The sequence below is a fragment of the Pseudomonas sp. GL_093 genome (assembly GCF_057837605.1).
On the sequence record NZ_CM174448.1, the window covers coordinates 1,673,871 to 1,699,180 of the forward strand.

At 58.5% G+C, this 25,310-nt stretch carries 20 protein-coding genes and 1 pseudogene; 11 read left to right on the forward strand and 10 right to left on the reverse strand.

All coding sequences use genetic code 11. The features are described 5' to 3' along the window. Positions 1-9 precede the first annotated feature (9 nt). Positions 10-1,188, reverse strand: a complete 1,179-nt coding sequence (locus AC3IUE_RS07625) for a vWA domain-containing protein (protein ID WP_415770787.1) — start codon at positions 1,186-1,188, stop codon at positions 10-12. A 33-nt stretch (positions 1,189-1,221) separates the two neighbouring features. Then, positions 1,222-2,067, reverse strand: a complete 846-nt coding sequence (locus AC3IUE_RS07630) for an AAA family ATPase (RefSeq protein ID WP_008067574.1) — start codon at positions 2,065-2,067, stop codon at positions 1,222-1,224. Between the two features lie 202 nt (positions 2,068-2,269). Between AC3IUE_RS07630 and AC3IUE_RS07635 the strand changes: the two genes are divergently transcribed. Next, positions 2,270-2,500 (forward strand): DUF4160 domain-containing protein, encoded by a 231-nt coding sequence (locus AC3IUE_RS07635; protein WP_033047627.1) that lies wholly within the window; start codon positions 2,270-2,272, stop codon positions 2,498-2,500. Next, on the forward strand, positions 2,488-2,991 hold the full coding sequence (locus AC3IUE_RS07640; protein ID WP_489266542.1) for a DUF2442 domain-containing protein: 504 nt from the start codon (positions 2,488-2,490) through the stop codon (positions 2,989-2,991). Before AC3IUE_RS07635 ends, AC3IUE_RS07640 begins: the two co-directional genes overlap by 13 nt. Here AC3IUE_RS07640 and AC3IUE_RS07645 read toward each other — a convergent pair. Continuing rightward, positions 2,988-4,094, reverse strand: a complete 1,107-nt coding sequence (locus tag AC3IUE_RS07645) for a DUF748 domain-containing protein (protein WP_489266543.1) — start codon at positions 4,092-4,094, stop codon at positions 2,988-2,990. The two genes, AC3IUE_RS07640 and AC3IUE_RS07645, sit on opposite strands and share 4 nt — an antisense overlap. Positions 4,095-4,190: 96 nt before the next feature. Between AC3IUE_RS07645 and cysK the strand changes: the two genes are divergently transcribed. Both cysK and AC3IUE_RS07655 read left to right on the forward strand, forming a co-directional pair. Next, a complete protein-coding gene (gene cysK, locus AC3IUE_RS07650; protein ID WP_489266544.1) occupies positions 4,191-5,165 on the forward strand; it encodes a cysteine synthase A in 975 nt (324 codons plus the stop codon). Between the two features lie 211 nt (positions 5,166-5,376). Further along, positions 5,377-6,315: an aspartyl/asparaginyl beta-hydroxylase domain-containing protein gene (locus AC3IUE_RS07655; RefSeq protein WP_056742630.1), complete on the forward strand. Its 939-nt coding sequence runs from the start codon at positions 5,377-5,379 to the stop codon at positions 6,313-6,315. 266 nt (positions 6,316-6,581) lie between these two features. Here the strand turns inward: AC3IUE_RS07655 and AC3IUE_RS07660 are convergent, their stop codons facing one another. After that, on the reverse strand, positions 6,582-6,989 hold the full coding sequence (locus tag AC3IUE_RS07660) for a hypothetical protein (protein ID WP_489266545.1): 408 nt from the start codon (positions 6,987-6,989) through the stop codon (positions 6,582-6,584). A gap of 593 nt (positions 6,990-7,582) precedes the next feature. Between AC3IUE_RS07660 and AC3IUE_RS07665 the strand changes: the two genes are divergently transcribed. Next, positions 7,583-8,446: a DMT family transporter gene (locus tag AC3IUE_RS07665; protein WP_056742634.1), complete on the forward strand. Its 864-nt coding sequence runs from the start codon at positions 7,583-7,585 to the stop codon at positions 8,444-8,446. A 75-nt stretch (positions 8,447-8,521) separates the two neighbouring features. Here the strand turns inward: AC3IUE_RS07665 and AC3IUE_RS07670 are convergent, their stop codons facing one another. Then, positions 8,522-9,430 carry a DMT family transporter gene (locus tag AC3IUE_RS07670; protein WP_056742635.1) on the reverse strand — a complete coding sequence of 303 codons (909 nt, stop codon included), beginning with the start codon at positions 9,428-9,430 and terminating at the stop codon, positions 8,522-8,524. Between the two features lie 129 nt (positions 9,431-9,559). On the opposite strand from AC3IUE_RS07670, the gene aceK reads away from it, so the two are divergent. From aceK to AC3IUE_RS07685, 3 genes are all read left to right on the forward strand, one after another. Further along, positions 9,560-11,278: a bifunctional isocitrate dehydrogenase kinase/phosphatase gene (gene aceK, locus AC3IUE_RS07675; RefSeq protein WP_489266548.1), complete on the forward strand. Its 1,719-nt coding sequence runs from the start codon at positions 9,560-9,562 to the stop codon at positions 11,276-11,278. Positions 11,279-11,464: 186 nt separating this feature from the next. Next, entirely contained in the window at positions 11,465-15,376 is a 3,912-nt protein-coding gene (gene hrpA / locus AC3IUE_RS07680) for an ATP-dependent RNA helicase HrpA (RefSeq protein WP_489266550.1), read from the forward strand. A 238-nt stretch (positions 15,377-15,614) separates the two neighbouring features. Then, positions 15,615-16,736, forward strand: a complete 1,122-nt coding sequence (locus AC3IUE_RS07685; RefSeq protein WP_489266552.1) for a beta-ketoacyl-ACP synthase III — start codon at positions 15,615-15,617, stop codon at positions 16,734-16,736. Positions 16,737-16,903: 167 nt separating this feature from the next. On the opposite strand, the gene AC3IUE_RS07690 is transcribed toward AC3IUE_RS07685, so the two are convergent. Next, a complete protein-coding gene (locus tag AC3IUE_RS07690; RefSeq protein ID WP_056742651.1) occupies positions 16,904-18,235 on the reverse strand; it encodes a putative porin in 1,332 nt (443 codons plus the stop codon). 283 nt (positions 18,236-18,518) lie between these two features. Between AC3IUE_RS07690 and AC3IUE_RS07695 the strand changes: the two genes are divergently transcribed. Further along, complete coding sequence (locus AC3IUE_RS07695) at positions 18,519-19,643, forward strand: GNAT family N-acetyltransferase (protein WP_489266555.1); 1,125 nt, start codon at positions 18,519-18,521, stop codon at positions 19,641-19,643. A 158-nt stretch (positions 19,644-19,801) separates the two neighbouring features. Here the strand turns inward: AC3IUE_RS07695 and AC3IUE_RS07700 are convergent, their stop codons facing one another. The 4 genes and pseudogenes from AC3IUE_RS07700 to AC3IUE_RS07715 all read right to left on the reverse strand — a co-directional run bounded on the left by AC3IUE_RS07700 (position 19,802) and on the right by AC3IUE_RS07715 (position 24,021). Further along, positions 19,802-21,634: an ABC transporter ATP-binding protein gene (locus AC3IUE_RS07700; protein WP_056742655.1), complete on the reverse strand. Its 1,833-nt coding sequence runs from the start codon at positions 21,632-21,634 to the stop codon at positions 19,802-19,804. 82 nt (positions 21,635-21,716) lie between these two features. Then, positions 21,717-22,274: a peptidylprolyl isomerase gene (locus AC3IUE_RS07705; RefSeq protein WP_046048081.1), complete on the reverse strand. Its 558-nt coding sequence runs from the start codon at positions 22,272-22,274 to the stop codon at positions 21,717-21,719. Between the two features lie 3 nt (positions 22,275-22,277). Continuing rightward, positions 22,278-23,083 (reverse strand): annotated as a pseudogene (locus AC3IUE_RS07710) (alpha/beta fold hydrolase). Positions 23,084-23,097: 14 nt separating this feature from the next. Further along, on the reverse strand, positions 23,098-24,021 hold the full coding sequence (locus AC3IUE_RS07715) for a PA3225 family LysR-type transcriptional regulator (RefSeq protein ID WP_046048083.1): 924 nt from the start codon (positions 24,019-24,021) through the stop codon (positions 23,098-23,100). A 49-nt stretch (positions 24,022-24,070) separates the two neighbouring features. Between AC3IUE_RS07715 and AC3IUE_RS07720 the strand changes: the two genes are divergently transcribed. Continuing rightward, positions 24,071-24,385, forward strand: coding sequence for a 3-phosphoglycerate kinase (locus AC3IUE_RS07720; RefSeq protein WP_489266557.1), 315 nt, complete (start codon positions 24,071-24,073; stop codon positions 24,383-24,385). Positions 24,386-24,614: 229 nt separating this feature from the next. Further along, complete coding sequence (locus AC3IUE_RS07725) at positions 24,615-25,214, forward strand: FMN-dependent NADH-azoreductase (RefSeq protein WP_489266559.1); 600 nt, start codon at positions 24,615-24,617, stop codon at positions 25,212-25,214. Positions 25,215-25,310: the final 96 nt, after the last annotated feature.

A 25,310-nucleotide genomic window follows, 5' to 3' on the forward strand; every position in this document is an offset into this window, starting at 1 on the left:
CGACGAAGATTACTTGGAAAGAAACCGCATCCCTTCTTCCAACCCCCGCAACGTCAACGGGTACATCTGGTCGTTAATCAAGTCCCGCACGATGTTGGTCGACGACGTATAGCCCCAGGTATCTTTCGGATACGGGTTGATCCAGATGACCTTCTTGTACTTCTCCATGAACCGCTGCATCCACACATAACCCGCTTCTTCGTTCCAGTGCTCGACGCTGCCGCCGGCCTGGGTGATTTCGTACGGCGCCATGGCGGCGTCGCCGATGAAGATCACTTTGTAGTCGGCGCCGTATTTGTGCAGCAGGTCCTGGGTCGACGTGCGCTCGGAGCTGCGGCGCATGTTGTTTTTCCACACCGATTCATAAATGAAATTGTGGAAGTAGAAGTACTCCAAATGCTTGAACTCGGTCTTGCAGGCCGAGAACAACTCCTCGCAGATCTTCACGTGGGCGTCCATCGAACCGCCAATGTCGAACAGCAGCAACAGCTTGACGGTGTTGCGCCGCTCGGGTCGCATCTGGATGTTCAGCAGTCCGGCATCGCGTGCGGTGTGGTCGATGGTGCCATCGATGTCCAGTTCTTCTGCCGCACCCTGGCGTGCGAATTTGCGCAGCCGCCGCAGGGCGACCTTGATGTTGCGCGTGCCCAGCTCCACCGAATCGTCGAGGTTCTTGTACTCGCGCTGATCCCAGACCTTGACCGCTTTACCCTGACGCTTGCCTGCATCGCCGACACGAATGCCTTCCGGGTTGAAGCCGCCGGAGCCAAACGGGCTGGTGCCGCCCGTGCCGATCCACTTGTTACCGCCGGCATGACGTTCTTTCTGTTCTTCGAGGCGTTTCTTGAACTCTTCGATCAGCTTGTCCAGGCCGCCGAGGGACTGGATCGCCGCCCGCTCTTCGTCGGTCAGCGAACGCTCGAACTCCTTGCGCAACCAGTCTTCCGGGATCAAAGCCTGAAGGTGGTCGTCGAGTTTTTCCAGACCGTTGAAATAGGCACCGAACGCCCGGTCGAACTTGTCGAAATGCTTTTCGTCCTTCACCAGAATCGCCCGGGACAGGTAATAAAACTCGTCCATGTCGGCGAAGGTCACGCGCTGCTTCAGCGCGTTGATCAGGTCCAGCAGCTCCCGTACCGAGACCGGTACTTTGGCTGCGCGCATTTCATTGAACAGGTTAAGCAGCATGGCTATCGCCCTCTATCTTGTTAAACAGAGGGATCAGCGAGTGCCGCGACGGCTCATGAACGCCAGACGTTCAAGCAACTGCACGTCCTGTTCGTTCTTCACCAAAGCGCCGGCCAGCGGCGGAATGGCCTTGGTCGGATCGCGCTCGCGCAGTACCGCTTCGCCGATGTTGTCGGCCATCAGCAGCTTCAGCCAGTCCACCAGTTCGGAGGTCGATGGCTTCTTCTTCAGGCCCGGCACTTTGCGCACGTCGAAGAACACGTCCAGCGCTTCGCTGACCAGGTCCTTCTTGATGTTCGGGTAGTGCACGTCGACGATTCTCTGCATCGTGATGCGATCCGGGAACGCGATGTAGTGGAAGAAGCAGCGGCGCAGGAAGGCGTCCGGCAGCTCTTTCTCGTTGTTGGAGGTAATGATGATGATCGGGCGTTTCTTGGCCTTGATGGTCTCGTCGATCTCGTAAACGTAGAACTCCATCTTGTCGAGTTCTTGCAGCAAGTCGTTCGGGAACTCGATGTCAGCCTTGTCGATTTCGTCGATCAGCAGGATCACCCGCTCTTCGGACTCGAAGGCTTCCCAGAGCTTGCCCTTTTTCAGGTAATTGCGAACGTCGTGAACCTTTTCCGTGCCCAGTTGCGAGTCACGCAGACGGCTGACCGCGTCGTACTCGTACAGGCCTTGATGCGCCTTGGTGGTGGACTTGATGTGCCAGGTGATCAATTTGGCGCCGAAGGACTCGGCCAGTTGCTCGGCGAGCATGGTTTTACCGGTGCCCGGCTCGCCCTTGACCAGCAGCGGACGCTCCAGGGTGATGGCGGCGTTGACCGCCAGCTTCAGGTCATCGGTGGCGACGTAAGCCTGGGTGCCTTCGAACTTCATCTGCTAATCCTCGAACGGTAACGCCGACCTGAACGAGGCAGGGCGGGGCGCAATAATTGTAGTACCCGACTATAACGCGGTGCCCGGTCGACTGTGAACGCAGACGGCTTATTCAGTCTCTGAATGGGGCGTCACATCTTGACTCAGTCTCGGCTGCTAGCCAGTATTGAGCTATCGCCATTTTGGCGATAGCTTGCTGGGCATGTCTACTAAATATCGGTTTCGCGATACGTACCGCATTCAGTTGCGCGAGAAGGATCATCCGCCGCCCCATGTCCACCTGACCGGTGGCGGGCTGGACGTCATGCTCAGCCTGGAAACCGTCGAAGTGATGGTGGGCAAGGCGCCGCCGCTGATTATCAAGGAAGCGCTGGAGTGGGTCAGGGCCCATCAGGTGCAATTGCTGGAGGATTGGAAACGATGTTACCCATGAAACGACCACGGCTGTCGTCCGTGCAGGCATTGCCGGATCACCGCTTGGCGCTGACCTTTATCGACGGTCAGCAACTGAACCTCGATTTGAGTCGGGACCTGCGCGCCTATCCAGGGTTGCAGCCATTGCTGCAGGCTGGCGCTTTCGACGGTGCAACCCTGGGTGATGAAGGCTGGAGCGTTGAGTGGCCCGAACTGGACATCCAGATCGGCGCCGACACTCTGTATCTGGATGCGCTCGCGCAAAACGCATCGGACGAAAACACCCGGATCTTCATCGACTGGCGCGCTCGTACCGGGCTGCCGCTCAATCAGGCGGCCGAAGCGTTGGGGGTCAGTGCCCGCAGCATTACGCGTTACAGCAGTGGTCGTGAAGCCGTACCGCGATCGCTGGCACTGGCCTGTCTGGGTTGGGACTTCTTGCAACTGCAATCGAGCCCGGCGCGGGCGGCCGAAGAAACCGGTCGCTATACCGTCACACGCAAGCCTTAACCGGCGTCCGGCTTGGGTCGTTCGTATTGGGCATTGAAGGCCTGGATGAAGCCGTTGCGTAAAATCTGCAAAAAAGCCTCGAATGCGCTGATATCTCGCTGATGCACGCTGCCCCTGAGTTGGACGCGAGTGGCAAACTGGTTCTTGCCCTGATTTTTCAGCACCGTTTCGGAGCCCCCGACGAGGGCCTCCCAAATAGAACGGAAAATCCCTTTGTCCTTGTTCTCGACATCCTGCTGCCAATTGAACACGTCGACGTCCTTCAGCAGCGGTTTGATGTAACCCGTCAATTGAGCTTTTTTAGCCTCGGCTTCAATGACCACATCACCGTGACCGGCATTGAAGTCGAACTTGCCATAGGCCGAGGCGAAGTCGTTCATGCGTTTGAGTTCGATATCTTTGGCCCGCAGGCGGAACTCGAAATCTTCAAAGTTGCTAAAAGGGTCGAAGGTGGCGGTGGTTTCCAGTGGGGCGTGCCCGAGCAGCAGTGCCTTGCCTTCGAAGCGAGCGTCGCGTTTGCCTTTGGTGTCGACCACGTTGGTCAGGTTGTAAATGCTGGCGTTGACCTGAGTGGCGTTCATGTTCACGGGGGGCTTGGAGTTGAAGTTGCGGAAACTGATCTTGCCATCGTTGATCTGCACTTCGTTCAAGGTGATGGGGACCAGTTTGCTCAACTGCGCACGCCAGTCGGTGCCCTGACCGGTCTGGGAGTTTTGCTTGTTGGCGCCGCCGTCGACGAAGTTCACCTCGGGTTTGAAGAACTGCACCTCGGCCACGACGGCGTGGTCGTACCAGAGCGAGTGCCAGCTGACGGAAAGGTCAATCAGCGGCGCGTTGACGAAAGGCACCGGGACCTTGCCCTCGACCTTGACGATTTTCAACCCGTTGATTTTGTACGCACCGCGCCACAGGGCCAGGTCCACATCGGTGATCTGGCCACGGTAGTCGCCCATGTTCGCCAGCTTTTCATTCAGGTAGTCGCGCACCATGTAGGGCAGGGCGATGTGCAGGGCAATCAGCAGCACAACGAAGCCGGCGAGGGTCCACAGGGGCCAACTGTATCTGCGTTTCATGATGGCAAATCTCTGGCGATGTAAAGCCATTGACTGCTGCGGTTGCGGGACGTTCGACTGACTGGACGACCAAGGGCAACAGGCATACCTTGGAGAGCTTATTTAACGCTGTATAAGGACCCAGCCATGAGCCGTATCTACGCTGACAACGCCCATTCCATCGGCAATACACCGCTGGTGCAGATCAACCGTATCGCCCCGCGCGGCGTGACCATCCTGGCCAAGATCGAAGGGCGTAACCCCGGTTACTCGGTCAAGTGCCGGATCGGTGCAAGCATGATCTGGGACGCCGAAAGCACCGGCAAACTCAAGCCTGGCATGACCATCGTCGAACCGACCTCGGGTAATACCGGTATCGGCCTGGCATTCGTTGCTGCGGCCCGCGGTTACAAGCTGATGTTGACCATGCCGGCGTCCATGAGTATCGAGCGACGCAAAGTGCTCAAGGCACTGGGGGCCGAACTGGTACTGACCGAACCGGCCAAGGGCATGAAAGGAGCAATCGAGAAGGCTGCTGAAATCGTCGCCAGCGACCCGGCTGCCTACTTCATGCCGTCGCAGTTTGAGAACCCGGCCAACCCCGCCATCCACGAAAAAACGACCGGTCCGGAAATCTGGAACGACACCGACGGTGCAGTCGACGTACTGGTGGCAGGCGTCGGAACGGGTGGAACCATTACCGGGGTTTCGCGGTATATCAAGAATACTCAGGGCAAACCGATTATTTCGGTGGCGGTGGAGCCAGTAGTGTCGCCAGTCATCACCCAGGCAATGGCTGGTGAAGAAATCAAGCCGAGCCCTCACAAGATCCAGGGTATTGGTGCCGGTTTTGTGCCAAAAAATCTTGATCTGTCGATGGTCGATCGGGTTGAGTTGGTCAGCGATGAAGAATCCAAGGCCATGGCCTTGCGCCTGATGCAGGAAGAAGGGATTTTGAGCGGCATTTCCTGCGGCGCCGCCATGGCGGTGGCCGTCCGCCTGGCGGAAGCCCCGGAAATGCAGGGCAAGACCATTGTGGTGATCCTGCCGGACTCCGGTGAACGCTACCTGTCGAGCATGCTGTTCAGTGATCTGTTTACCGACCAGGAGAATCAACAATAGACGTTGCGATTTTTTGATCCAGTGGGAGGGGGGTGATTCAGGTCAGCCCCCGTTCAGGAACCTTATGTTAAGAAGTGCTTTATTGCGTAATCCTTAACACTGAATGTTGGGATACACGGGTGTTTCCCGAGGCCGGTAGTGTTTATCATGGCCTGCTGCCACGTTGGGTAAATGGCGTTGTGCAGAGTTGTCTACTATCAAGGAGTTGTTGATGACCTTTTCCCTTGCCGCGAAAGCGTCGCTGTTGCTGCTGTTCCTCGGCAGCACTCTCTATGTGCATTTGCGCGGCAAGGCACGATTGCCGGTCCTGCGTCAGTTCGTCAACCATTCAGCTTTGTTCGCGCCCTATAACGCCTTGATGTACCTGTTCTCCGGTGTGCCGTCCAAACCCTATCTGGACCGCAGCAAGTTCCCGGAGCTGGACGTGCTCAAGGACAACTGGGAAGTCATCCGCGACGAAGCGATGCACCTGTTCGACGAGGGCTACATTCGCGCCGCTGAAAAGAACAACGATGCCGGTTTCGGTTCGTTCTTCAAGAAAGGCTGGAAGCGTTTCTACCTCAAGTGGTACGACAAACCGCTTCCCTCAGCTGAAGCCTTGTGCCCGAAAACCGTGGCCTTGGTCAGCAGCATTCCCAACGTCAAAGGCGCCATGTTCGCGTTGCTGCCAGGCGGCAGCCACCTCAACCCGCATCGCGATCCGTTCGCCGGTTCCCTGCGTTATCACCTGGGGTTGTCGACGCCGAACTCCGACGATTGCCGGATCTTCGTCGACGGTCAGGTCTACGCCTGGCGTGATGGCGAAGACGTGATGTTCGACGAAACCTACGTGCATTGGGTCAAAAATGAAACCGACAAGACTCGGGTCATCCTGTTCTGCGACATCGAACGACCGCTGAGCAACCGCCTGATGACCCGCATCAACCGCTGGATCAGTGGCTTTTTGGGTCGCGCCACTGCACCGCAGAATCTTGATGATGAACGGGTTGGCGGGATCAATCAGGTCTATGCCTGGAGCAAGAACTCCAGTGACAAGTTCAGCGGTGTGGTCAAGCGGTGGAAGCGTCGTAATCCCAAGGCCTACCGTGTGCTGCGACCGGTGTTGGCGGTGGTGGTGCTGACATTGTTGGGGTATTGGTTGTTTGGTTGAGGCCGGTTCACATAAGAAAAAAACCGCTCTTTAAGAGCGGTTTTTTTTGAGTTGGAGAAAGCTAGGGACGTCCCGCGAGCAGGTCTGGTTCGTCGATGTGGGTACCCGTCAAGGCTACTTTGAGAAAGCGAAGCTGATTGTCGGAAAGCTTTGTCGGCATGGGTTTTGTTTCTGCCTTGGGCGATTCACCTTGGGCGGAAGACTTTTTAACGCGAGCTCGCATATTGCCTCCAGCGTTGATCTTAAATTGAACAGTTCTCACGATACTAGTCGCTCCCTATGGCCATCACAAGACGGTCTTCATTGTCGAACTCGAAACCGAGTTTTTGATAAATAGGGACCGCACCTTCTGCCGGTTCCTGAATTTCTATCAGCGTACTGCCGATTATTCGTGCGTAATGTTCGACGGCGATCAACGCCAGTGGGGCTATACGGTTTTTGAGGAGACGAGGCCTGCCTGGTTTGCCTTCCAACCGGACAATCCTGACTCGAAGTCGGCTGTTGTTGGGATTGGCAAAGCACAGCCCACATAATTCGAGGCCAAACCAGATAGCCAGATCCAGTGCAATGGGCTCTTTCGCCTTCCAGGTAATGACCTCGTCCCATGAAAAGTGTGGTTCATCCCAGAGGCTGAAAGCAGTCAAAGCATCTGCATTGATCGCTTCGAATCGCACGCTCGCTAATACATTGTTTCGGGTGCTATTTGGCTCTAGCTCGTTGGTCGGTTGAGCTATAGAGAAATTGGCCAGTTGTCGAGCCCTTGACCTATACAACTGATACCGAAGATACGTCCGTTCCCTTGGCATTCGATCTCTTGCATTCCATGTCTCCCAAAGCGGGCGATTTCATTTCATCCAGAGTAAGCAGCGCTTCTTTTGCTGTCTTTAGTGGCCCTTTGTCCAAGTCATTGCAATCCATGTCAGTCGCTGGTTATAGTCGGCGCTCGGTGGTTTTCTACCCACCGTCCAATCCATCAAAAAAGATCAGCCCATGCCAGCCTCCCTCATCAACGCGGTAGTCGATTCAGCGGTCAACGCTGGCGTCGTGCCGTGCGGGAATCAGCAGCCTGCGCAGATCAGTCATTACCCTCCACCTGTCAGTAGCACGCCGGTGTGCGCAGTCGTATCACCGCCAGGCGTTGGCTTTTCGGGCTGATCAGCTTTTTTCTGCTGTTCCCACGCCCGTCTGAAAAAGCGCCCGCTTGAAAAAAACTACTGAATTTCAGCTTCGGCTGAGTTGGCTTTTAGCCTGACTACAGGTGGTATTCATGTTTGTCCTTTCGAAACAATCCGCGCTCGCGGCGGCGTCCACGAGCCTGTTCGTTCTGCTGTGGAGCAGCGGGGCGATCTTCTCCAAATGGGGCCTGGCCCACGCGTCACCCTTCGCCTTTCTGCTGTTTCGCTTCGCTATCGCAATCTGCGGATTGGTGCTGCTGGTGCCGTTGCTCAAGCTGAAGCTGCCCAAGGGCGGCAAGCCGATGGTGTATGCGATGGCCACGGGTGTGGTGTTGCTGGGGGCTTATCAGATTTTCTATCTGCTGGCCCTGGACCTGAAAGTCACTCCGGGCGTCATGGCAACGATCATGGGCGTGCAGCCGATTCTCACGGTGGTGATCATGGAGCGTCAGCGATCAGCCAGCAGAATGTTCGGTCTGACGCTGGGTTTGGCCGGGTTGATCATGGTGGTCTATCAGGGCATTGGTCTGGCCGGTATGTCATTGGCCGGTATGCTCTTCGGATTGCTGGCACTGGCGAGCATGACGTTCGGCTCGATCATGCAGAAGCGCATCACCGACAATCCACTCGGCACGCTGCCAGTGCAGTACCTGGCCGGGCTGTTGCTCTGCGGAGTCTTCGTGCCGTTCCAACCCTTTCATTTCGAACACAGCACCGGTTTTATCGTACCGGTGTTATGGATGGGATTGGTGGTGTCGGTGCTGGCGACCTTGCTGCTGTATCGCTTGATCGCCCGGGGCAACCTGGTCAATGTCACCAGTCTGTTTTACCTGGTGCCGGCGGTGACGGCGGTCATGGACTACCTGATTTTCGGCAACCGGCTGGCGGCGCTAAGCATGCTCGGCATGTTGCTGATCATCATCGGTCTGGTGTTCGTATTCCGTAAAAACGCCTGAAACAAAACAAGGCCTGGGGCATGAGCTCCAGGCCTTTTTTACTTGGCCAGCGCATGCTCGGCCCGCACCACAAAACTACCTGGCAACCACCTCTTTCGACTTCACCACCGCCGACTTCAACACCAACCACAACGCCGCCGCAATCAACACCCCGCCATAGATGTGCGCCATCGACAACGGCTCATCCAGCAACAACGCGCCCCACAACACCCCGAACGGCGGGATCAGGAAGGTCGTGGTCATCGACTTCACCGGCCCGACCGAGCTGAGCAGGCGGAAGTAAATAATGTACGCAAGCGCCGTACATACCAGCCCCAACCCCAGCAGCGACAACCAGACACTCCAGCCACCCCAGCTTTCCGGTGGCTGGCTGATCACGCTGTAACCGAACAGCGGCAACAGAAACAACGTCGCGCCCAGCATGCTGCCCACCGCTGATAGACGACTGTCGAGACCGCCGGCCTGATCAAGCCAGCGTCGCGCGAGGAACCCGGCGAAACCGTAGCAGGTCGTGGCGAGCAGGCAGGCGAGGGCGCCCATCAGCAGTTCCATGTCGAACGCCACCGGACCGGCTCGGGTCAGGATGCCCACGCCCAACAGCCCGAGGAACACGCCGCCAAGTTTGGCGGCGGTGAGTTTTTCATGGAAGAACAGACCGCCGATCAGCACGCCCATCAGTGGCGTGGTGGCGTTGAAAATCGCCGAGTAACCGGCCGGCAGCACTTGGGCGGCTACCGAGTACAGGGTCGCCGGAATCCCGGAGTTGATCACCCCGAGCAGCATCACGGTTTTGAGTTTGCCTTTGAAATCCCAGCTGATGCGCATCAGCCCGAGGATCACCAACAGGCCGACCGCGGCAATCGACACGCGGAAAAAAGCAGTGGGGATTGTGCCAATCACCGGGGCGATGATGCGCATGAACAGAAAGCTCGCGCCCCAAATGGCGGCAAGCGACAACAAACGCAGAGTATCGACGGGGTTCACAGCGCTTTCCTTCCTTGATTGGCGCGCAAGTGTCGCGCCAGTCAGGACACAAGGCAATGGTTGCGTTGCGTAACAAAGGGCCACTAAGCTCAGGCCCCACGATAAGCATCAGCCGCCGAGGTTTTACCTATGCCGCAGCAATGGCCAGCCGCCGACATCGCCCGAATGATCCTCGATGGCTTTGACGATTATCGCGAGCATTTCCGCCAGATCACCGACGGCGCCCGGGCTCGCTTCGAGCAAGCCAAGTGGCAGGAGACGCAATCGGCGTCGGCCGCGCGGATCAATCTCTACGAAGAAAAAGTCAGCGAAACGGTGGCACGACTGCGCATCGCGTTTGACGCTGACACGCTGGACGTCAGTTGCTGGCCGCTGGTCAAAAGCGCTTACATCACGCTGATCGACCTGCGCTTCGACGATGAATTGTCCGAAACCTGGTACAACTCGATTTTCTGCGGGCTGTTCAGCCACGACCTGATCAGCGACGGCTGCATGTTCATCCACACCACCCGGCCGAGCCTGCGCCGGGCCCGCGCCGCGCAAACCCGCACCTACAAACCTCAGGGCCAGCTGTCCGGCATGCTCGCGAGCATTTTTGCCGACTACCGCTTCAGCGAGGATTACGCCAACCTGGCGGGCGACCTGAGTCGTCTCGAAGGACAATTGCGCGAGAACCTGCCGGACTGGGTCTGCAAGGACCCGGAGCTGAGCGTCGAACTGTTTTCCTCGGTGCTTTACCGCAACAAAGGCGCGTACCTGGTCGGGCGCATCTACACCCAGGACGAACAGTGGCCGCTGGTGATTCCGCTGCTGCACCGCGAAGGTCGCGGGATTCAGATCGATGCGCTGATCACCGATGAAGCGGACGTGTCGATCATCTTCTCGTTCACCCGTTCGTATTTCATGGTCGACGTGCCGGTGCCGGCGGAGTTCATCGGTTTCCTCAAACGTATTTTGCCGGGCAAGCACATCGCCGAGCTGTACACCTCGATCGGCTTTTACAAACACGGAAAATCCGAGTTCTACCGGGCGCTGATCAATCACCTGGCCAACACCGACGACCAGTTCATCATGGCCCCGGGCGTGCGTGGCATGGTGATGAGCGTGTTTACCCTGCCGGGTTTCAACACCGTATTCAAAATCATCAAGGACCGCTTCTCGCCGTCAAAGAACGTCGACCGCGCCACGGTGATCGAGAAGTACCGTTTGGTGAAAAGCGTCGACCGGGTCGGGCGCCTGGCCGACACCCAGGAATTCGCCGACTTCCGTTTCCCGTTGAGCAAGTTCGAACCGGCCTGTCTGCAAGAATTGCTCGAAGTGGCAGCGTCCACCGTGTCGGTAGAGGACGACACCGTGCTGATCCGCCACTGCTGGACCGAACGGCGGATGACGCCGTTGAACCTGTATCTGGAGAACGCCAACGACGCTCAGGTCCGCGAGGCGCTGGAAGATTACGGCCTGGCGATCAAGCAACTGGCGGCGGCGAACATCTTTCCCGGCGACATGCTGCTGAAGAATTTTGGCGTCACGCGTCACGGGCGGGTGGTGTTTTATGACTATGACGAGATCTGCTTCCTGACTGAAGCCAACTTCCGCCACATCCCGCAACCGCGCACGCCGGAAGATGAGATGGCGTCGGAGCCCTGGTATTCGATCGGACCGCTGGATGTGTTTCCTGAAGAGTTTCCGCCGTTTTTGTTTGCTGATTCGGGGCAAAGGAAGTTGTTTGATCAGTTGCATGGTGAGTTGTACAACGCTGATTACTGGAAAAGCCTGCAAGAGGCGATTCGGGCCGGGAAGGTGATTGATGTGTTTCCGTATCGGCGCAAAGGCCTCGACAACGAGTAGTTCTCTGCGATTGCTGCGCAATCGATCGCGAGCAGGCTCGCTCCCACATTTGATCGTGGTGCCCCCGTTTTTGTGGTCGCTATAGATCCAATGTGGGAGCGAGCCTGCTCGCGATCGGCCGCGCAGCGGTCGTAAAATCTGCGACAATCCGCCCCCTGCGCCACTAGACGACTTATTGCGTACCTGATGACTGACGAATCGCCTTCCATCGACAAACTGCTGAAAAACCTCGATCACGCCATGCTCGCCGACCGCCACCGGCTGCGGCGGCAGTTGCTTGAGCTGCGCAAAAAACCTGACGAGGCCAAACTGGCCCAGTGGGTGACGCGCACGCAGGCGTCCTGTGATCAGGTGTTGGCGCGGCGGGCCAGCCTGCCGGTGATTCGTTACGACGACAGCCTGCCGATCGCCGCCAAGCGCGACGAAATCAAAGCAGCGCTGCTCAAACATCAGGTGCTGATCATTGCCGGTGAAACCGGTTCGGGTAAAACCACCCAGTTGCCGAAGATCTGCCTGGAAATCGGTCGCGGTCAGCATGGCCTGATCGGCCACACCCAGCCGCGTCGAATCGCCGCCCGCAGCGTGGCGAGCCGGGTCGCTGAAGAACTGGCGACGCCGTTGGGCGCGCTGGTCGGCTATCAGGTGCGGTTCGAGGACCAGAGCGATTCCAACACCCTGATCAAGCTGATGACCGACGGCATCCTGCTGGCGGAAACCCAGAACGACCGCTACCTCGAACGCTACGACACGATCATCGTCGACGAAGCCCACGAACGCAGTCTGAACATCGACTTCCTGCTCGGTTACCTGAAAACCCTGCTGCCACGTCGTCCGGACCTGAAAGTCATCATCACCTCGGCGACCATCGACCTGGAGCGTTTCTCCAAGCATTTCGATGACGCGCCAATTGTCGAAGTCTCCGGCCGCACCTTCCCCGTGGAAACCTGGTATCGCCCGCTGACCCTGGAGCAAGACGAAGAGGGCAACCGCGTCGAGGATGACTTGACCGTGGATCAGGCGATCCTCGCCACCCTCGACGAAATCGCCGCGTTCGAACGCAGCGAACGCAAGAGCCCCGGCGATGTGCTGGTGTTCCTGCCCGGCGAGCGCGAGATTCGCGACGCGGCGGACATGCTGCGCAAGGCTCAGCTCAAGCACACCGAAATTCTGCCGCTCTACGCACGACTGTCGCCGGCCGAACAGCAGCGGATTTTCCAGTCGCACCCAGGCCGTCGCGTGGTCCTGGCGACCAACGTCGCGGAAACCTCGCTGACGGTGCCGGGCATTCGTTACGTGATCGACAGCGGTACCGCGCGCATCAGCCGCTACAGCTACCGCGCCAAGGTCCAGCGCCTGCCCATCGAAGCCATTTCCCAGGCCAGCGCCAACCAGCGTAAAGGTCGTTGCGGACGGGTTGAGCCGGGCATTTGCATCCGCCTCTATGGCGAAGAAGATTTCATCGGTCGCCCGGAATTTACTGACCCGGAAATCCTGCGGACCAACCTCGCCGCGGTGATTTTGCAGATGCTGCATCTGCGCCTCGGCGAGATCACCGATTTCCCGTTTATCGAGCCGCCGGATGGCAAGGCCATCAGCGACGGTTTCAACCTGCTGCAAGAACTCTCGGCGGTCGACCGCAACAGCCAGCTGACCCCGCTCGGTCGCCAATTGGCGCGGCTGCCGGTGGACCCACGGATGGGCCGCATGTTGCTGGAAGCAGCAAAACTCGGCAGCCTGCAGGAAGTGCTGATCGTCGCCAGCGCCATGTCGATCCAGGACCCGCGCGAGCGTCCGCCGGAACGTCAGCAAGCGGCCGATCAGGCGCACGCTCAATGGAAAGACGTGGACTCGGACTTCGCCGGGTTGGTCAATCTGTGGCGTGGTTTCGAAGAACAGCGCCAGGCGTTGACCGCCAGTCCGCTGCGCAATTGGTGCCGCAAGAATTTCCTGAATTACCTGCGTCTGCGCGAATGGCGCGACTCTCACCGCCAACTGAGCCTGATCTGCCGCGACATGCAGTTGAGCCTCAATAAAGAGCCGGCGGATTACCCGAAACTGCACAAAGCCGTGCTCTCGGGGCTGCTCAGCCAGATCGGCCAGAAAACCGATGAAGGCGATTACCTCGGCGCCCGTCAGCGGCGCTTCTGGATTCACCCGTCATCGGGTCTCGGCAAGAAGCGCCCGCAATGGCTGATGGCCGCTGAATTGGTGGAAACCACCAAGCTCTACGCGCGCATGGTCGCCAAGATCGACGCCGACTGGATCGAACCCTTGGCCGGGCACCTGATCAAGAAAAACCACTTCGAACCCCATTGGGAGAAGAAGCGCGGTCAAGTTGTGGCGTTCGAGCAGATCACTTTGTTCGGGCTGATCGTGGTCGGTCGCCGGCCGGTGCATTACGGGCCGATCGACCCAGTGGTGTCTCGTGAGTTCTTCATTCGTGAAGGTCTGGTACGCGGCGAGATTCAATCCAAAGCCAAGTGCCTGACGGCCAATGCGCAACTGCTGGAACAGCTCGACGAACTGGAAGCCAAGGCTCGCCGTCGCGATATCCTGGCCGACGAAGAAACCCTGTTCGCCTTCTACGATGCGCGACTGCCGGCGGAGATCCACCAGACTGCGACCTTCGACAGCTGGTATCGGGTCAACAGTCAGAAAGACCCGCAACTGCTGATCATGCGCGAAGAAGACGTGCTGGCCCGGGAGGCGAGTGAAGTCACCGCTTTGCATTACCCGGACACCTTGCACATCGGCGATCTGGAATTGGCGCTCAGTTACCACTTCGAACCGAACCATCCGCGTGACGGCGTGACCCTGCGCGTGCCGGCGCCGCTGTTGCCGATGCTGCCGCCGGAACGCCTGGAGTGGCTGGTGCCGGGCGTCATCGAGGCCAAGTGCATCGCGCTGGTGCGCAACCTGCCCAAAGCCCTGCGCAAGAATTTCGTACCGGTGCCGGACTTCGTCAAAGCGGCGTTGCAGCGCATGACCTTCGCCGAGGGCTCGTTGCCGCAGGCCTTGGGCCGTGAACTGCTGCGCATGACCGGTGCGCGGGTCAGCGATGAAGCCTGGGCCGAAGCGTCGCAGCAGGTCGACAGTCATTTACGGATGAACCTGGAAATCGTCGACGGCCAGGGCAAGTTCCTTGGAGAAGGACGTGATCTGGCGGAACTGACCGCACGCTTTGCCGAAGCCAGTCAGGCCGCGTTGGCTGTGCCGCAAACCGCGAAAAACCAGCAACCGGTGGAGCCCAAAGTGTTTGCCGCCGTTGCCGAGAAAACCCAGCAGAAGATCGCCGGGCTATCGATGACGGTGTATCCGGCGCTGGTGGAAGAGAGTGGCACGGTCAAGGAAGGACGTTTCTCGACGCCGGCCGAAGCCGAGTTCCAGCATCGTCGGGCCTTGCAGCGTTTGCTGATGCAGCAACTGGCCGAACCGGCGAAGTTCCTGCGCAGCAAGTTGCCGGGACTGACCGAATTGGGCCTGATGTACCGCGACATGGGGCGCATCGACAGTCTGGTCGAAGACATCCTGCTGGCCAGCCTCGACAGCTGCATTCTCGACGGCGAAGACCCGTTGCCTCGCGATGGCGCCGGGTTGGCCTCACTGGCCGAACGCAAGCGCGGTGGCTGGACCGAGCACGCCGAGCGCCTGGCCAAGCTGACGCTGGAAATCCTCAAGCTCTGGCACGGCCTGCAAAAACGCTTCAAGGGCAAGATCGACCTGGCGCAAGCCGTGGCCCTGAACGACATCAAGCAGCAGCTCAGTCATCTGGTGTATCCGGGGTTTGTCCGGGAAACCCCGATGCAGTGGCTCAAGGAGTTGCCGCGTTATCTGAAAGCGGTCGAGCAGCGCTTCGAGAAAATCGGCGCGCAGGTGCAGAGGGATCGGGTCTGGAGTGGCGAGTTGTCTAGCCTGTGGACGCAATATCAAACCCGCGCCAACAAACATGCCCAGGAAGGCAAACGTGATCCGCAGCTGGAACTCTATCGCTGGTGGCTGGAGGAATACCGGGTTTCCCTGTTCGCCCAACAATTGGGGACCAAGGTGCCGATCTCCGACAAGCGCCTGAACAAGCAATGGACCCAAGTCGAACCGTAGGCCCGAGGCTTGTGCAATACCTGTGGGTGGGAGTCATCCAGCCAATAGGCGCCAAAACCCAATGTTTATGGCAAACTTCGCGCCTATAAACGCCGGCCCCGCGGTTTTGAGCCTTCACAGGTCTGGGCGGATCGGAATAAAGCGATGCCAGGTTTGCTCCCCCTGACGGGAGCAGATCCTTTGTGTGTTGGTACGTCGGTGCCAACACTTTCTGCCTGAACAGATTAGAGAAACGACCATGCATAACGTCGTCATCAGCGGCACCGGCCTGTACACCCCGGCCAACAGCATCTCCAACGAAGAGCTGGTGCAGTCTTTCAACGCTTACGTCGCGCAATTCAACGCCGACAATGCCGACGCCATCGCGCGCGGTGAAATCGAAGCGTTGATTGAGTCCAGCGCGGCGTTTATCGAAAAGGCCTCTGGCATCAAAAGCCGTTTTGTCATGGACAAAGAAGGCATTCTCGACCCGCAACGCATGGCGCCACGCCTGCCGGAACGCTCGAATGACGAGTGGTCGGTGCTTTGCCAAATGGCCATCGGCGCCGCCGAGCAAGCCTTGCAGCGTGCCGGCAAAACCGCCGCGGACATCGACGGCGTGATCGTCGCCTGCTCCAACCTGCAACGGGCCTATCCGGCCATCGCCATCGAAGTCCAGGAAGCCTTGGGCATCCAGGGTTTCGGTTACGACATGAACGTCGCCTGCTCCTCGGCGACCTTCGGCATTCAGGCGGCGACCAACAGCGTGCAATTGGGCCAGGCCCGGGCGATCCTGATGGTCAACCCGGAAGTCTGCACCGGTCACCTGAACTTCCGCGACCGTGACAGCCACTTCATCTTCGGCGACGCCGCGACTGCGGTGATCATCGAACGTGCTGATCTGGCGACGTCCAAGTACCAGTTCGACATCGTCAGCACCAAGCTGCTGACCAAGTTCTCCAACAACATCCGCAACAACTTTGGCTTCCTCAACCGCGCGGCGGAAGAGGGCATCGGTACCAAGGACAAACTGTTCGTGCAGGAAGGCCGCAAGGTGTTCCGCGATGTCTGCCCGATGGTCGCCGAGCTGATCGCTACGCACCTGGAAGAGAACACGCTCAACATCAGCGATGTGAAACGCTTCTGGCTGCATCAGGCCAACCTCAGCATGAACCACCTGATCGTCAAGAAGCTGCTGGGCCGCGAAGCCACCGAAGAAGAAGCCCCGGTGATTCTCGACACCTACGCCAACACCAGCTCCGCCGGTTCCGTGATTGCGTTTCACAAGAACCAGGACGATCTGGCCGCCGGTTCGCTGGCAGTGCTCAGCTCGTTCGGCGCCGGTTACTCGATTGGTAGCGTGATTCTGCGCAAGCGCTGAGTTCGCTTTAAAGAATCGTCCGATCGCGGCTCTCGCCTGCGGTCGGACGATTTTTTTTGCACAAAAAAACTCGCGCTGCAGTATCGGACGGATGATGGGGACCGATACCACAACGCGAGTTTGTAAAAGCGGCTCGAGCTTCCTTGCCCGAGTCGTGTAGCGGGGAATCAGAACTTCGCTTCGGCATCCAGTTGCAGGGTGTTGATGTCGGAGTCTTTCTTGTTGAGGCTAGCGTTGGTTTGGTCAGATGTAGCCATGAAGTACGTCGCGCCGAGGTTGAAGTTCTTGTCCAACTCGTAGCTCACTTTCAACTTGCTGCCGCGCGAACCGGTGTAACCGTTGGCAAAGTCGGAGTCGGTGAAGGCGCCGACCACCGCGTTACGTTGTACATCGCGGTAGTTGTAGTCCACTGCGAAGCCGTAGATCTTGGACTTCACACCGGCCAACCAACCAGTGTCCTGATCGTTGCTCGCGTCTTTGTTGTTGACGTACTGACCGTACAACGAGAGCGGTACTGGCAGGTTGCTGAAGTCGAGCTGACCAAAGCCTTCGTACAGTTTGAAGGTTTCGTTCGGGCTGTTGCCATTGACGGCCAGGGCGCATGGCGCGGTGACGGTGCCGGTGGTAGGGCAGGCGCTGTTCTTGTCGTTGTCGTACGAGTAGATACTGCCGCCCAAGGTCATTTTCATGCTGTCGGTGATGGCGAAGCGCGCACCCAACTGGCCAGCGTACAGGCGCAGGTCGTGTTTGAACTGCACGCCCTCGCCATCGACGTTGTCCTTGAGGGTGTAGTGGCCGGCGCTACCGAACAGCTCGGTGCTGCCGCCCAGCGGGTATTTGTAAGTCGCCGCCAGACCTTCCGGGTTGATGTCGCTATCCCAGATGATGTCGCCCATGCTTACCCATGGCTGAGACATCTTGCCGCCAATGAGGTGCAGGTTCTTGATCGCGTCAGGGTGGTAGTCGACGTAGCCCTGGTCCAGCCAGATCGACTTCTTGTCGAAGTAGTTGTTCAGGTCCTGGTTGGTGGAGCGGGCGTCGTCGTTGCTGCCGGTGGCGATGCGAATACCGGTGTCGACTTGTGGGTTGATTTCGCTGTAGGCGCCCAGACGGGCACGAATACGCTGACGATCCTGGTCTTTGTTGTTTGGTACGCCATCGTTGTGGACCGTTTCCTCACGGAAACGCACGTCACCCTTGAATTGGGTCTTGGCAGCCCACGCCAGTTTCTGGTCGAAGGTACTCAGTTCATTGGTTTTCTTCGCGGTCGCTGCGATCTGCTCGTTGGTCTCTTGTTGAGCCTGGCGGGCGATTTGCTGGTCTTTTTGATCCCTGGCCAGCTCGGATTGCAGTTCGGTGTACTGCGCAGGCGAAATCGAGCCGTTAGCCTTGAGCATGTCGAGCAGTTTGGCGTCGACTGCGGCACTGGCCGGAACACTCATGGCCAGCAACAGCCCGCCACACAGGGCCGCCGCAGTTTTCGTGGAAGCAAGACGCATATCAATCTCCGAAGATGTAATGGGATGACTGAGCCATCCAGGACACAACCGACCGTTGACGGACGGAAAACAGTGGCCGGGTATAGAATCCGGCGCTCTAAAAACAGGCGCCAGTATCGCGATGGTTTATGACAGAGCAGTGGCAATGTGATGGCGTCTCGATGACGATACAAAGTCGTCGAGAACTATTGAGATAGAGCGCTGTCGTCGAATTGCTCGTGTGGATTTTTTGGCGATGGGCGATACTCGCCGGGCTTTCACGCAAAGAAGTAGGGAAGAACTGATGCCGCTGCAACGTCTGGAAAGTCTGTCCGAAATCGCGTCGCAGACGTGGGACGCCCTGGTGCCCGAGAATCAGCCCTTTCTGCGCCACGCCTTTCTCAGCACGCTGGAAGACAGCGGCAGCGTCGGCCCGCATTCCGGCTGGCAACCCGAGCATTTGTTGCACATCGAAGGCGATCGCCTGATTGCCGCGTTGCCCAGTTATCGCAAATGGCATTCCTACGGCGAGTACGTGTTCGATCACGCCTGGGCCGATGCCTGTGAGCGTGCCGGTATCGATTACTACCCCAAGCTGCTGACGGCTGTGCCGTTCAGTCCGGTCAGTGGCCCGCGTTTGCTGGCGGCTACGCTCGAGGACGGTTTCGAACTGTTGAAAAGCCTGCCGGGCTACCTTGAAATCGAACAACTCTCCAGTGCCCACATCAACTTCACCGACCCGTTCACTGACGCAGCCCTGGCCGAGCAGCCAGGCTGGTTGCAGCGTATCGGCTGTCAGTATCACTGGCAGAATCGTGGCTATCGGGACTTTCAGGACTTCCTCGACGTCCTCAGTTCGCGCAAGCGCAAGCAGATGCGCAAAGAACGCGAACAAGTGGCGGGGCAGGGCATTGATTTCGAATGGCTTGAAGGCAGGCAACTCGATCAGGTGCAGTGGGATTTTGTCTATGCCTGCTACGCCAACACCTACGCAGTGCGTCGGCAAGCGCCCTATCTGACGCGGGAGTTTTTCAGTTTGCTGGCCGAGCGCATGCCAGAGTCGATCCGCGTGGTGTTGGCCAAGCAAGGCTCACGGCCGGTGGCCATGGCCTTCAGTCTGGTGGGGGGCGACAGTTTTTACGGTCGTTACTGGGGCTGTCTGGCGGAGTTTGATCGTCTGCACTTCGAGACCTGTTTCTACCAGGGCATGGACTACGCGATTGCCAACGGCTTCCAGCGTTTCGATGCCGGTGCCCAGGGCGAGCACAAGTTGATTCGCGGGTTTGAACCGGTGATCACTCATTCATGGCACTACTTGCGCCATCCCGGCCTGAAAGCCGCCGTCAAAGACTTCCTGCAGCAAGAGCGCGTTGGCGTGCTGGCGTATGCCGAGGAAGCGAGGACGGCCTTGCCTTACCGGCAAGACTAATCCTCGCCCTGGGCTTTAGCGCGTTTATCAGGGTGTCGCAGATCCATGTGGGAGCGAGCTTGCTCGCGATAGCGGTGTGTCAGTCGACACAAATGTTGAATGCTAAACCGTCATCGCGAGCAAGCTCGCTCCCACAGGTTCAGTATTGTTCATTCAATTCAATCAATGCCGACAAATCCACCCGTCTGGTGCTGCCACAACCGCGCATACAACCCGCCATGGGCCAGCAGTTCGGCGTGGCTGCCGGTTTCGGCGATCTTGCCTTTTTCCAACACCACCAGCCGGTCCATGCGGGCGATGGTCGAGAGCCGGTGAGCGATGGCAATCACGGTTTTGCCCTGCATCAGGGTTTCCAGGCTCTCCTGGATCGCCGCTTCGACTTCCGAGTCCAGCGCTGAGGTGGCCTCGTCCATGATCAGGATCGGCGCGTCCTTGAGCAGCACGCGAGCAATCGCAATGCGCTGACGCTGGCCGCCGGAGAGTTTCACCCCGCGTTCACCGACATGGGCATCGAAACCGGTGCGACCTTCGGAGTCCGACAACAACGGGATGAACTCGTCGGCGCGGGCCTTGTGCACCGCTTCCCAGAGTTCGGCGTCGGTGGCGTCGGGTTTGCCGTACAGCAAATTGTCGCGGATCGAGCGATGCAGCAAGGACGTGTCCTGGGTGATCATGCCGATGCGCTCGCGCAGGCTTTCCTGGCCGACTTCGGCGATGTTCTGGCCGTCGATGAGGATGCGTCCGCCCTCCACGTCATAGAGGCGCAGCAGCAGGTTGACCAGGGTTGACTTGCCGGCACCGGACGGGCCGATCAGGCCGATTTTCTCGCCGGGCTTGATGGTCAGGTTGAGGTCGCCGATGATCCCGCTCTTCTTGCCGTAGTGGAAATCCACGTGCTCGAAACGCACTTCACCACGGGTGACCAGCAACGGTTTGGCCTGCTCGCGATCGGTGACGCTGACCGGTTGAGAAATGGTCTGCAAACCGTCCTGAACCATGCCGATGTTTTCGAAAATGCCGGTGACCACCCACATGATCCAGCCGGACATGTTGACGATGCGGATCACCAGGCCGGTGGCCAGGGCAATCGCGCCTACGGTGATCAACGACTGCGTCCACAGCCACAGGGCCAGGCCGGTGGTGCCGACGATCAGCAAGCCGTTCATGCTGGTGATGACCACGTCCATGCTGGTGACCACCCGGCCGGCCAGTTGGGCTTTTTCGGTTTGTTCCTTGATCGCTTCGCGAGCGTATTGCTGCTCGAAGTTGGTGTGGGCGAACAGCTTCAGGGTGGTGATGTTGGTATAGCCATCGACAATCCGCCCCATGAGTTTGGAGCGCGCATCGGAGGACACCACCGAGCGTTCCTTCACCCGTGGCACGAAGTAGTAAAGGGCACTGATGAAAGCGACGATCCAGGTCAGCAGCGGGATCATCAGGTGCCAGTCGGCTTCGGCGAACAGCACCAGTGAACTGATCGCGTAGATCAGCACGTGCCACAGCGCGTCCACCGCTTGCACGGCTGAATCGCGCAGCGAGTTGCCGGTTTGCATGATGCGTTGGGCGATGCGCCCGGCGAAGTCGTTCTGGAAGAAATTCAGGCTCTGTTTGAGCACATAACTGTGGTTCTGCCAGCGGATCAGGCTGGTCATGCTGGGGCTCAGGGTCTGGTGCACCAGCAGGTCATGCAGGCCAACAAAGATCGGCCGAAAAACCAGGGCTACCACCGCCATCCAGGCCAGCTCGATGCCGTGCTCCTTGAAGAAATCGACGTTAGGCGTGCCTTGGGTCAGGTCGATGATGCGACTCAGGTAACTGAACAGCGCCACTTCGATCAGCGCACCGATCAGACCGACGAACAGCAGAACGGCAAAACTCGGCCAGACCTGCTTCAAGTAATAGGTATAAAAAGGCAGAACCCGATCCGGCGGAGCGGCCGTCGGGGCATCGCGGAAAATGTCGATCAGTTTCTCGAAACGGCGATAAAGCATCAGTTCTCCGCCCGCGCACGGGCTCTCCTTTGAACAGTGTGAGCGGCGCACTCCGGCAGCCGCTCAAGACTTCCTGTGTAGCTTAGTCGATGACTTTGGCCGACTTGATGAACACAGGGTCGGCTGGCACATCTTTCATGCCGCCACGGGTGGTGGTTTGCGAGTTGACGATGACGTCCACCACGTCCATGCCTTTCACGACTTTACCGAAGACCGCATAGCCGTCACCGCTGTCGAGGAAGTCGTTGTCCTTGACGTTGACGAAGAACTGGCTAGTGGCCGAATCAGGATTAGAGGTGCGGGCCATGGACAGCGTGCCACGGACGTTATGCAGACCGTTTTTGGACTCGTTCTTGATCGGTGCCTTGGTTTCTTTCTGCTGCATTTGTTGAGTGAAACCGCCGCCCTGGACCATGAACCCTGGAATCACACGGTGAAAAATCGTGTTGTTGTAGAAGCCGCTGTTGACGTAATCAAGGAAGTTCTTGGTACTGATCGGCGCTTTGACCGGGTCCAGTTCGATCTCGATCTGGCCGTTAGTGGTTTCCAGCAGCACGTGCGGCGCTTTGGCGGGCGTTGCGGCCATCAGGTTGGCGGCAAACAGAACGGAGCCAGCGACGAGGGCGATTTTTTTCAGCATGGGTCAGTGATCCTGAGTGAGGTGGTGTCGACTGCGGTGAGAAACTCGAGCAGCGTTTGGTTGAACATTTCGGGTTGATCCAGCGGGGTAGCGTGGCGCGAATCGGCGATCACCACCAGCCGCGCATCGGGCAGCAGTTTTACATAGGTCTCTTTCAGCGAGACCGGTGTGTAGTCACGGTCGGCGCTGACGATGAGGGTTGGACAGGAGACCCTTGAAAGTCGTTCCTGAACCCCCCAGCCAACGATCGCATCGAAGCTGGCGAGATAAGCATGTTTGTCGTTTTTTGCCCAGCGCTCGGCCATTTTTTGTCGCAGGTCACCCTGTTCGGGTTTGGGAAATAGCTTGCCGCCCAAGGCCGTGCCGATGGCGCCCAGACTGAGGACGCGCATCAGGCTCCAGCGCTTGAACCACTGCCAGTAATCGTCGCGGCTGCGCAGTTTGACCTCGGGCGCGCTGTTGACGATGCACAGGCTTTTGAGCAATTGCGGCTGATCCACGGCCAGTTGAAAACCGATCATGCCGCCCATGGACAGGCCCACGTAATGAGTGGGGCCGAGTTTCAGGTGTTCAATCAGGGCGATCAGGTCAGCGCTGAACCCGGCGATGCTGTAGCGCTCGCGGGGTTTGTCGGAGCGACCGTGGCCGCGTACATCCGGGACGATCACCCGGTAGCGGGCCGACAGTGCCGGGATCTGCTTTTCCCAGTCCAGGGTGCTGGACCCGAGCCCGTGGACCAGCAGCAACGGCGTGCCGTGGCCATATTCCTCATAGTGCAGGTTGCAACCTTCGTGTTCGAAATAGGCCATGCGTACACTCCGTGTCAGGCTTGTTCAGGGGCGGCGAAAGGTGCATCCAGCGGCGCAGTGTCAAAAGTGCGCAGCAGTTCGATGAGAATCTGCGTGGCCGGACCCAAGGGTTTGTCCTTGTTCGAGTACAGGTAGAAGCTCGGGTTGCGGCTGCCACCCTGGTCCAACGGTAGCAGCTTGAGCAGACCTTCCTTGAGTTCCCGTTCGATCATGTGCCGAGGCAACCAGGCGAAACCCAGGCCGCTGCTGACAAAAGTTGCCGCGGTGGCCAGGCTGCCGACGGTCCAGCGCTGTTCCGCGCCGAGCCAGCCGACGTCCCGTGGCTGCTGGCGACCGGAGTCGCGGATGACCACTTGCATCTGGGATTCCAGATCCTGGAAGTTCAGTTCGCGGTTCAGACGATGCAATGGGTGTTCGGGGTGAGCGACAGCCACAAATTCGACGTCGCTCAATTCCGCACCCAGGTAACCGGGAATGCTCAGGCCGGTGATGGCTAGGTCGGCCACGCCTTCGAGCAAGACTTCCTCTACGCCGGATAGAACCTCCTCACGCAGACGCACCCGGCAGCCACGGCTCTGCGGCATGAACGCAGTCAAGGCGCGGACGAGACGGGCGCTCGGATACGCGGCGTCGACCACCAACCGGACTTCCGCCTCCCAGCCTTGTTCCATGTGATGGGCCAGATCCTCCAGCTGACTGGCCTGTTTCACCAGTTGCCGCGAGCGACGCAGCAGCACGCCGCCGGCTTCGGTCAGCACCGCTTTGCGGCCGTCGATGCGCAACAGCGGCACGCCGAGTTGGTCCTGCATGCGCGCCACGGTGTAGCTCACCGATGATTGCGAGCGGTGCAGCGCTTCGGCGGCCTGGGCGAAACCGCCGTGGTCGACCACGGCCTGTAACGTTCGCCATTGATCAAGGGTCACGCGGGGCGCTTTCATGAATAGCTCCTCTTGTCCTAAGCTGGCAGTCCTTTATGGAGACTGCTGAATGAAGAAATTCTGTTGTGTACTGCTGGCGATGCTGCCGCTGACGGCGTTTGCCTATCCGATCGACGTTGAAAAACAGCTGAACGGCATGAGCATCGACTACAACGCGTATGACACGGATAGCGACATCGCCTCCATTCAGGTGAACAACTACGGCACCACCGATGCGGCCTGTAAGGTCGTTTTCAACAATGGCCCGGAAGCGCCACGCACCCGCAATATCGAAGTGGCCGCTGGTAAACACAAAAATGCCACCGCCAAGTTCAACCGGAGCATCATCAAGATGCGTATCAAGCTGACCTGCACCCCGAAATAGCATCAAGCTACTGTGGGAGCGAGCCTGCTCGCGAAAGCGATTTACCACTCAACGTTTATGTTGATTGACACTCCGCTTTCGCGAGCAGGCTCACTCCCACAAGTCATGCTCCGCTTATAAACGAATTTATTGATGGTTTATAGCAGTTATTTGCGCTTTTTCATCGATTTAACTCTGTTTAACCTTCACTCCATCGACTTACAACATTCTCAGATGGAGGCTACATCCCATGTCCCGCGTTCTGATCATCGAAAGCAGCGCTCGTCAGCAAGACTCGGTTTCGCGTCAACTGACCCAGACCTTCATCAACCAGTGGCAAACCGCGCACCCGAACGACCAAATCACCGTTCGTGACCTGGCCGTCAACCCGGTGCCGCATCTGGATATCAACCTGCTGGGCGGCTGGATGAAACCTGCCGAGCAGCGCAACGACATCGAACAGGTTTCTCTGGAACGCTCCAACCAGTTGACCGACGAACTGCTGGCCGCCGACGTACTGGTCATGGCCGCACCGATGTACAACTTCGCCATCCCGAGCACCCTTAAAGCCTGGCTCGACCATGTGCTGCGTGCCGGCGTGACTTTCAAGTACACCGACACCGGCCCGCAAGGCTTGCTCAGCGGCAAGCGTGCCTACGTGCTGACCGCCCGCGGCGGGATCTACGCCGGCAGCACCGCGGATCACCAGGAACCGTACCTGCGCCAGGTCATGGGCTTCATCGGGATTCACGACGTGACGTTCATTCACGCCGAAGGCATGAACCTGGGCGGTGACTTCCAGGAGAAAGGCCTGAGCCAGGCCAACGCCAAGCTTTCCCTCGTCGCCTGAGGCTTTAATCGCCAGATAATTCCTTGATGTTCAAGTGACCTGGCGCAACCTCTTCAAGGCTTTACGCGCATCGAACCTCCCTTTGCACTTGTTGCT

Excerpts from the sequence above, each read along its gene's own strand:
- AC3IUE_RS07685 (WP_489266552.1), top strand. The coding sequence starts at position 15,615 with ATGCATAACGTCGTCATCAGCGGCACCGGCCTGTACACCCCGGCCAAC.
- cysK (WP_489266544.1), top strand. The coding sequence starts at position 4,191 with ATGAGCCGTATCTACGCTGACAACGCCCATTCCATCGGCAATACACCG.
- AC3IUE_RS07715 (WP_046048083.1), bottom strand. The coding sequence starts at position 24,021 with ATGAAAGCGCCCCGCGTGACCCTTGATCAATGGCGAACGTTACAGGCC.
- AC3IUE_RS07695 (WP_489266555.1), top strand. The coding sequence starts at position 18,519 with ATGCCGCTGCAACGTCTGGAAAGTCTGTCCGAAATCGCGTCGCAGACG.
- AC3IUE_RS07630 (WP_008067574.1), bottom strand. The coding sequence starts at position 2,067 with ATGAAGTTCGAAGGCACCCAGGCTTACGTCGCCACCGATGACCTGAAG.
- aceK (WP_489266548.1), top strand. The coding sequence starts at position 9,560 with ATGCCGCAGCAATGGCCAGCCGCCGACATCGCCCGAATGATCCTCGAT.
- AC3IUE_RS07625 (WP_415770787.1), bottom strand. The coding sequence starts at position 1,188 with ATGCTGCTTAACCTGTTCAATGAAATGCGCGCAGCCAAAGTACCGGTC.
- hrpA (WP_489266550.1), top strand. The coding sequence starts at position 11,465 with ATGACTGACGAATCGCCTTCCATCGACAAACTGCTGAAAAACCTCGAT.
- AC3IUE_RS07645 (WP_489266543.1), bottom strand. The coding sequence starts at position 4,094 with ATGGCTTTACATCGCCAGAGATTTGCCATCATGAAACGCAGATACAGT.
- AC3IUE_RS07640 (WP_489266542.1), top strand. The coding sequence starts at position 2,488 with ATGTTACCCATGAAACGACCACGGCTGTCGTCCGTGCAGGCATTGCCG.
- AC3IUE_RS07725 (WP_489266559.1), top strand. The coding sequence starts at position 24,615 with ATGTCCCGCGTTCTGATCATCGAAAGCAGCGCTCGTCAGCAAGACTCG.
- AC3IUE_RS07700 (WP_056742655.1), bottom strand. The coding sequence starts at position 21,634 with ATGCTTTATCGCCGTTTCGAGAAACTGATCGACATTTTCCGCGATGCC.
- AC3IUE_RS07690 (WP_056742651.1), bottom strand. The coding sequence starts at position 18,235 with ATGCGTCTTGCTTCCACGAAAACTGCGGCGGCCCTGTGTGGCGGGCTG.
- AC3IUE_RS07635 (WP_033047627.1), top strand. The coding sequence starts at position 2,270 with ATGTCTACTAAATATCGGTTTCGCGATACGTACCGCATTCAGTTGCGC.
- AC3IUE_RS07665 (WP_056742634.1), top strand. The coding sequence starts at position 7,583 with ATGTTTGTCCTTTCGAAACAATCCGCGCTCGCGGCGGCGTCCACGAGC.
- AC3IUE_RS07705 (WP_046048081.1), bottom strand. The coding sequence starts at position 22,274 with ATGCTGAAAAAAATCGCCCTCGTCGCTGGCTCCGTTCTGTTTGCCGCC.
- AC3IUE_RS07655 (WP_056742630.1), top strand. The coding sequence starts at position 5,377 with ATGACCTTTTCCCTTGCCGCGAAAGCGTCGCTGTTGCTGCTGTTCCTC.
- AC3IUE_RS07720 (WP_489266557.1), top strand. The coding sequence starts at position 24,071 with ATGAAGAAATTCTGTTGTGTACTGCTGGCGATGCTGCCGCTGACGGCG.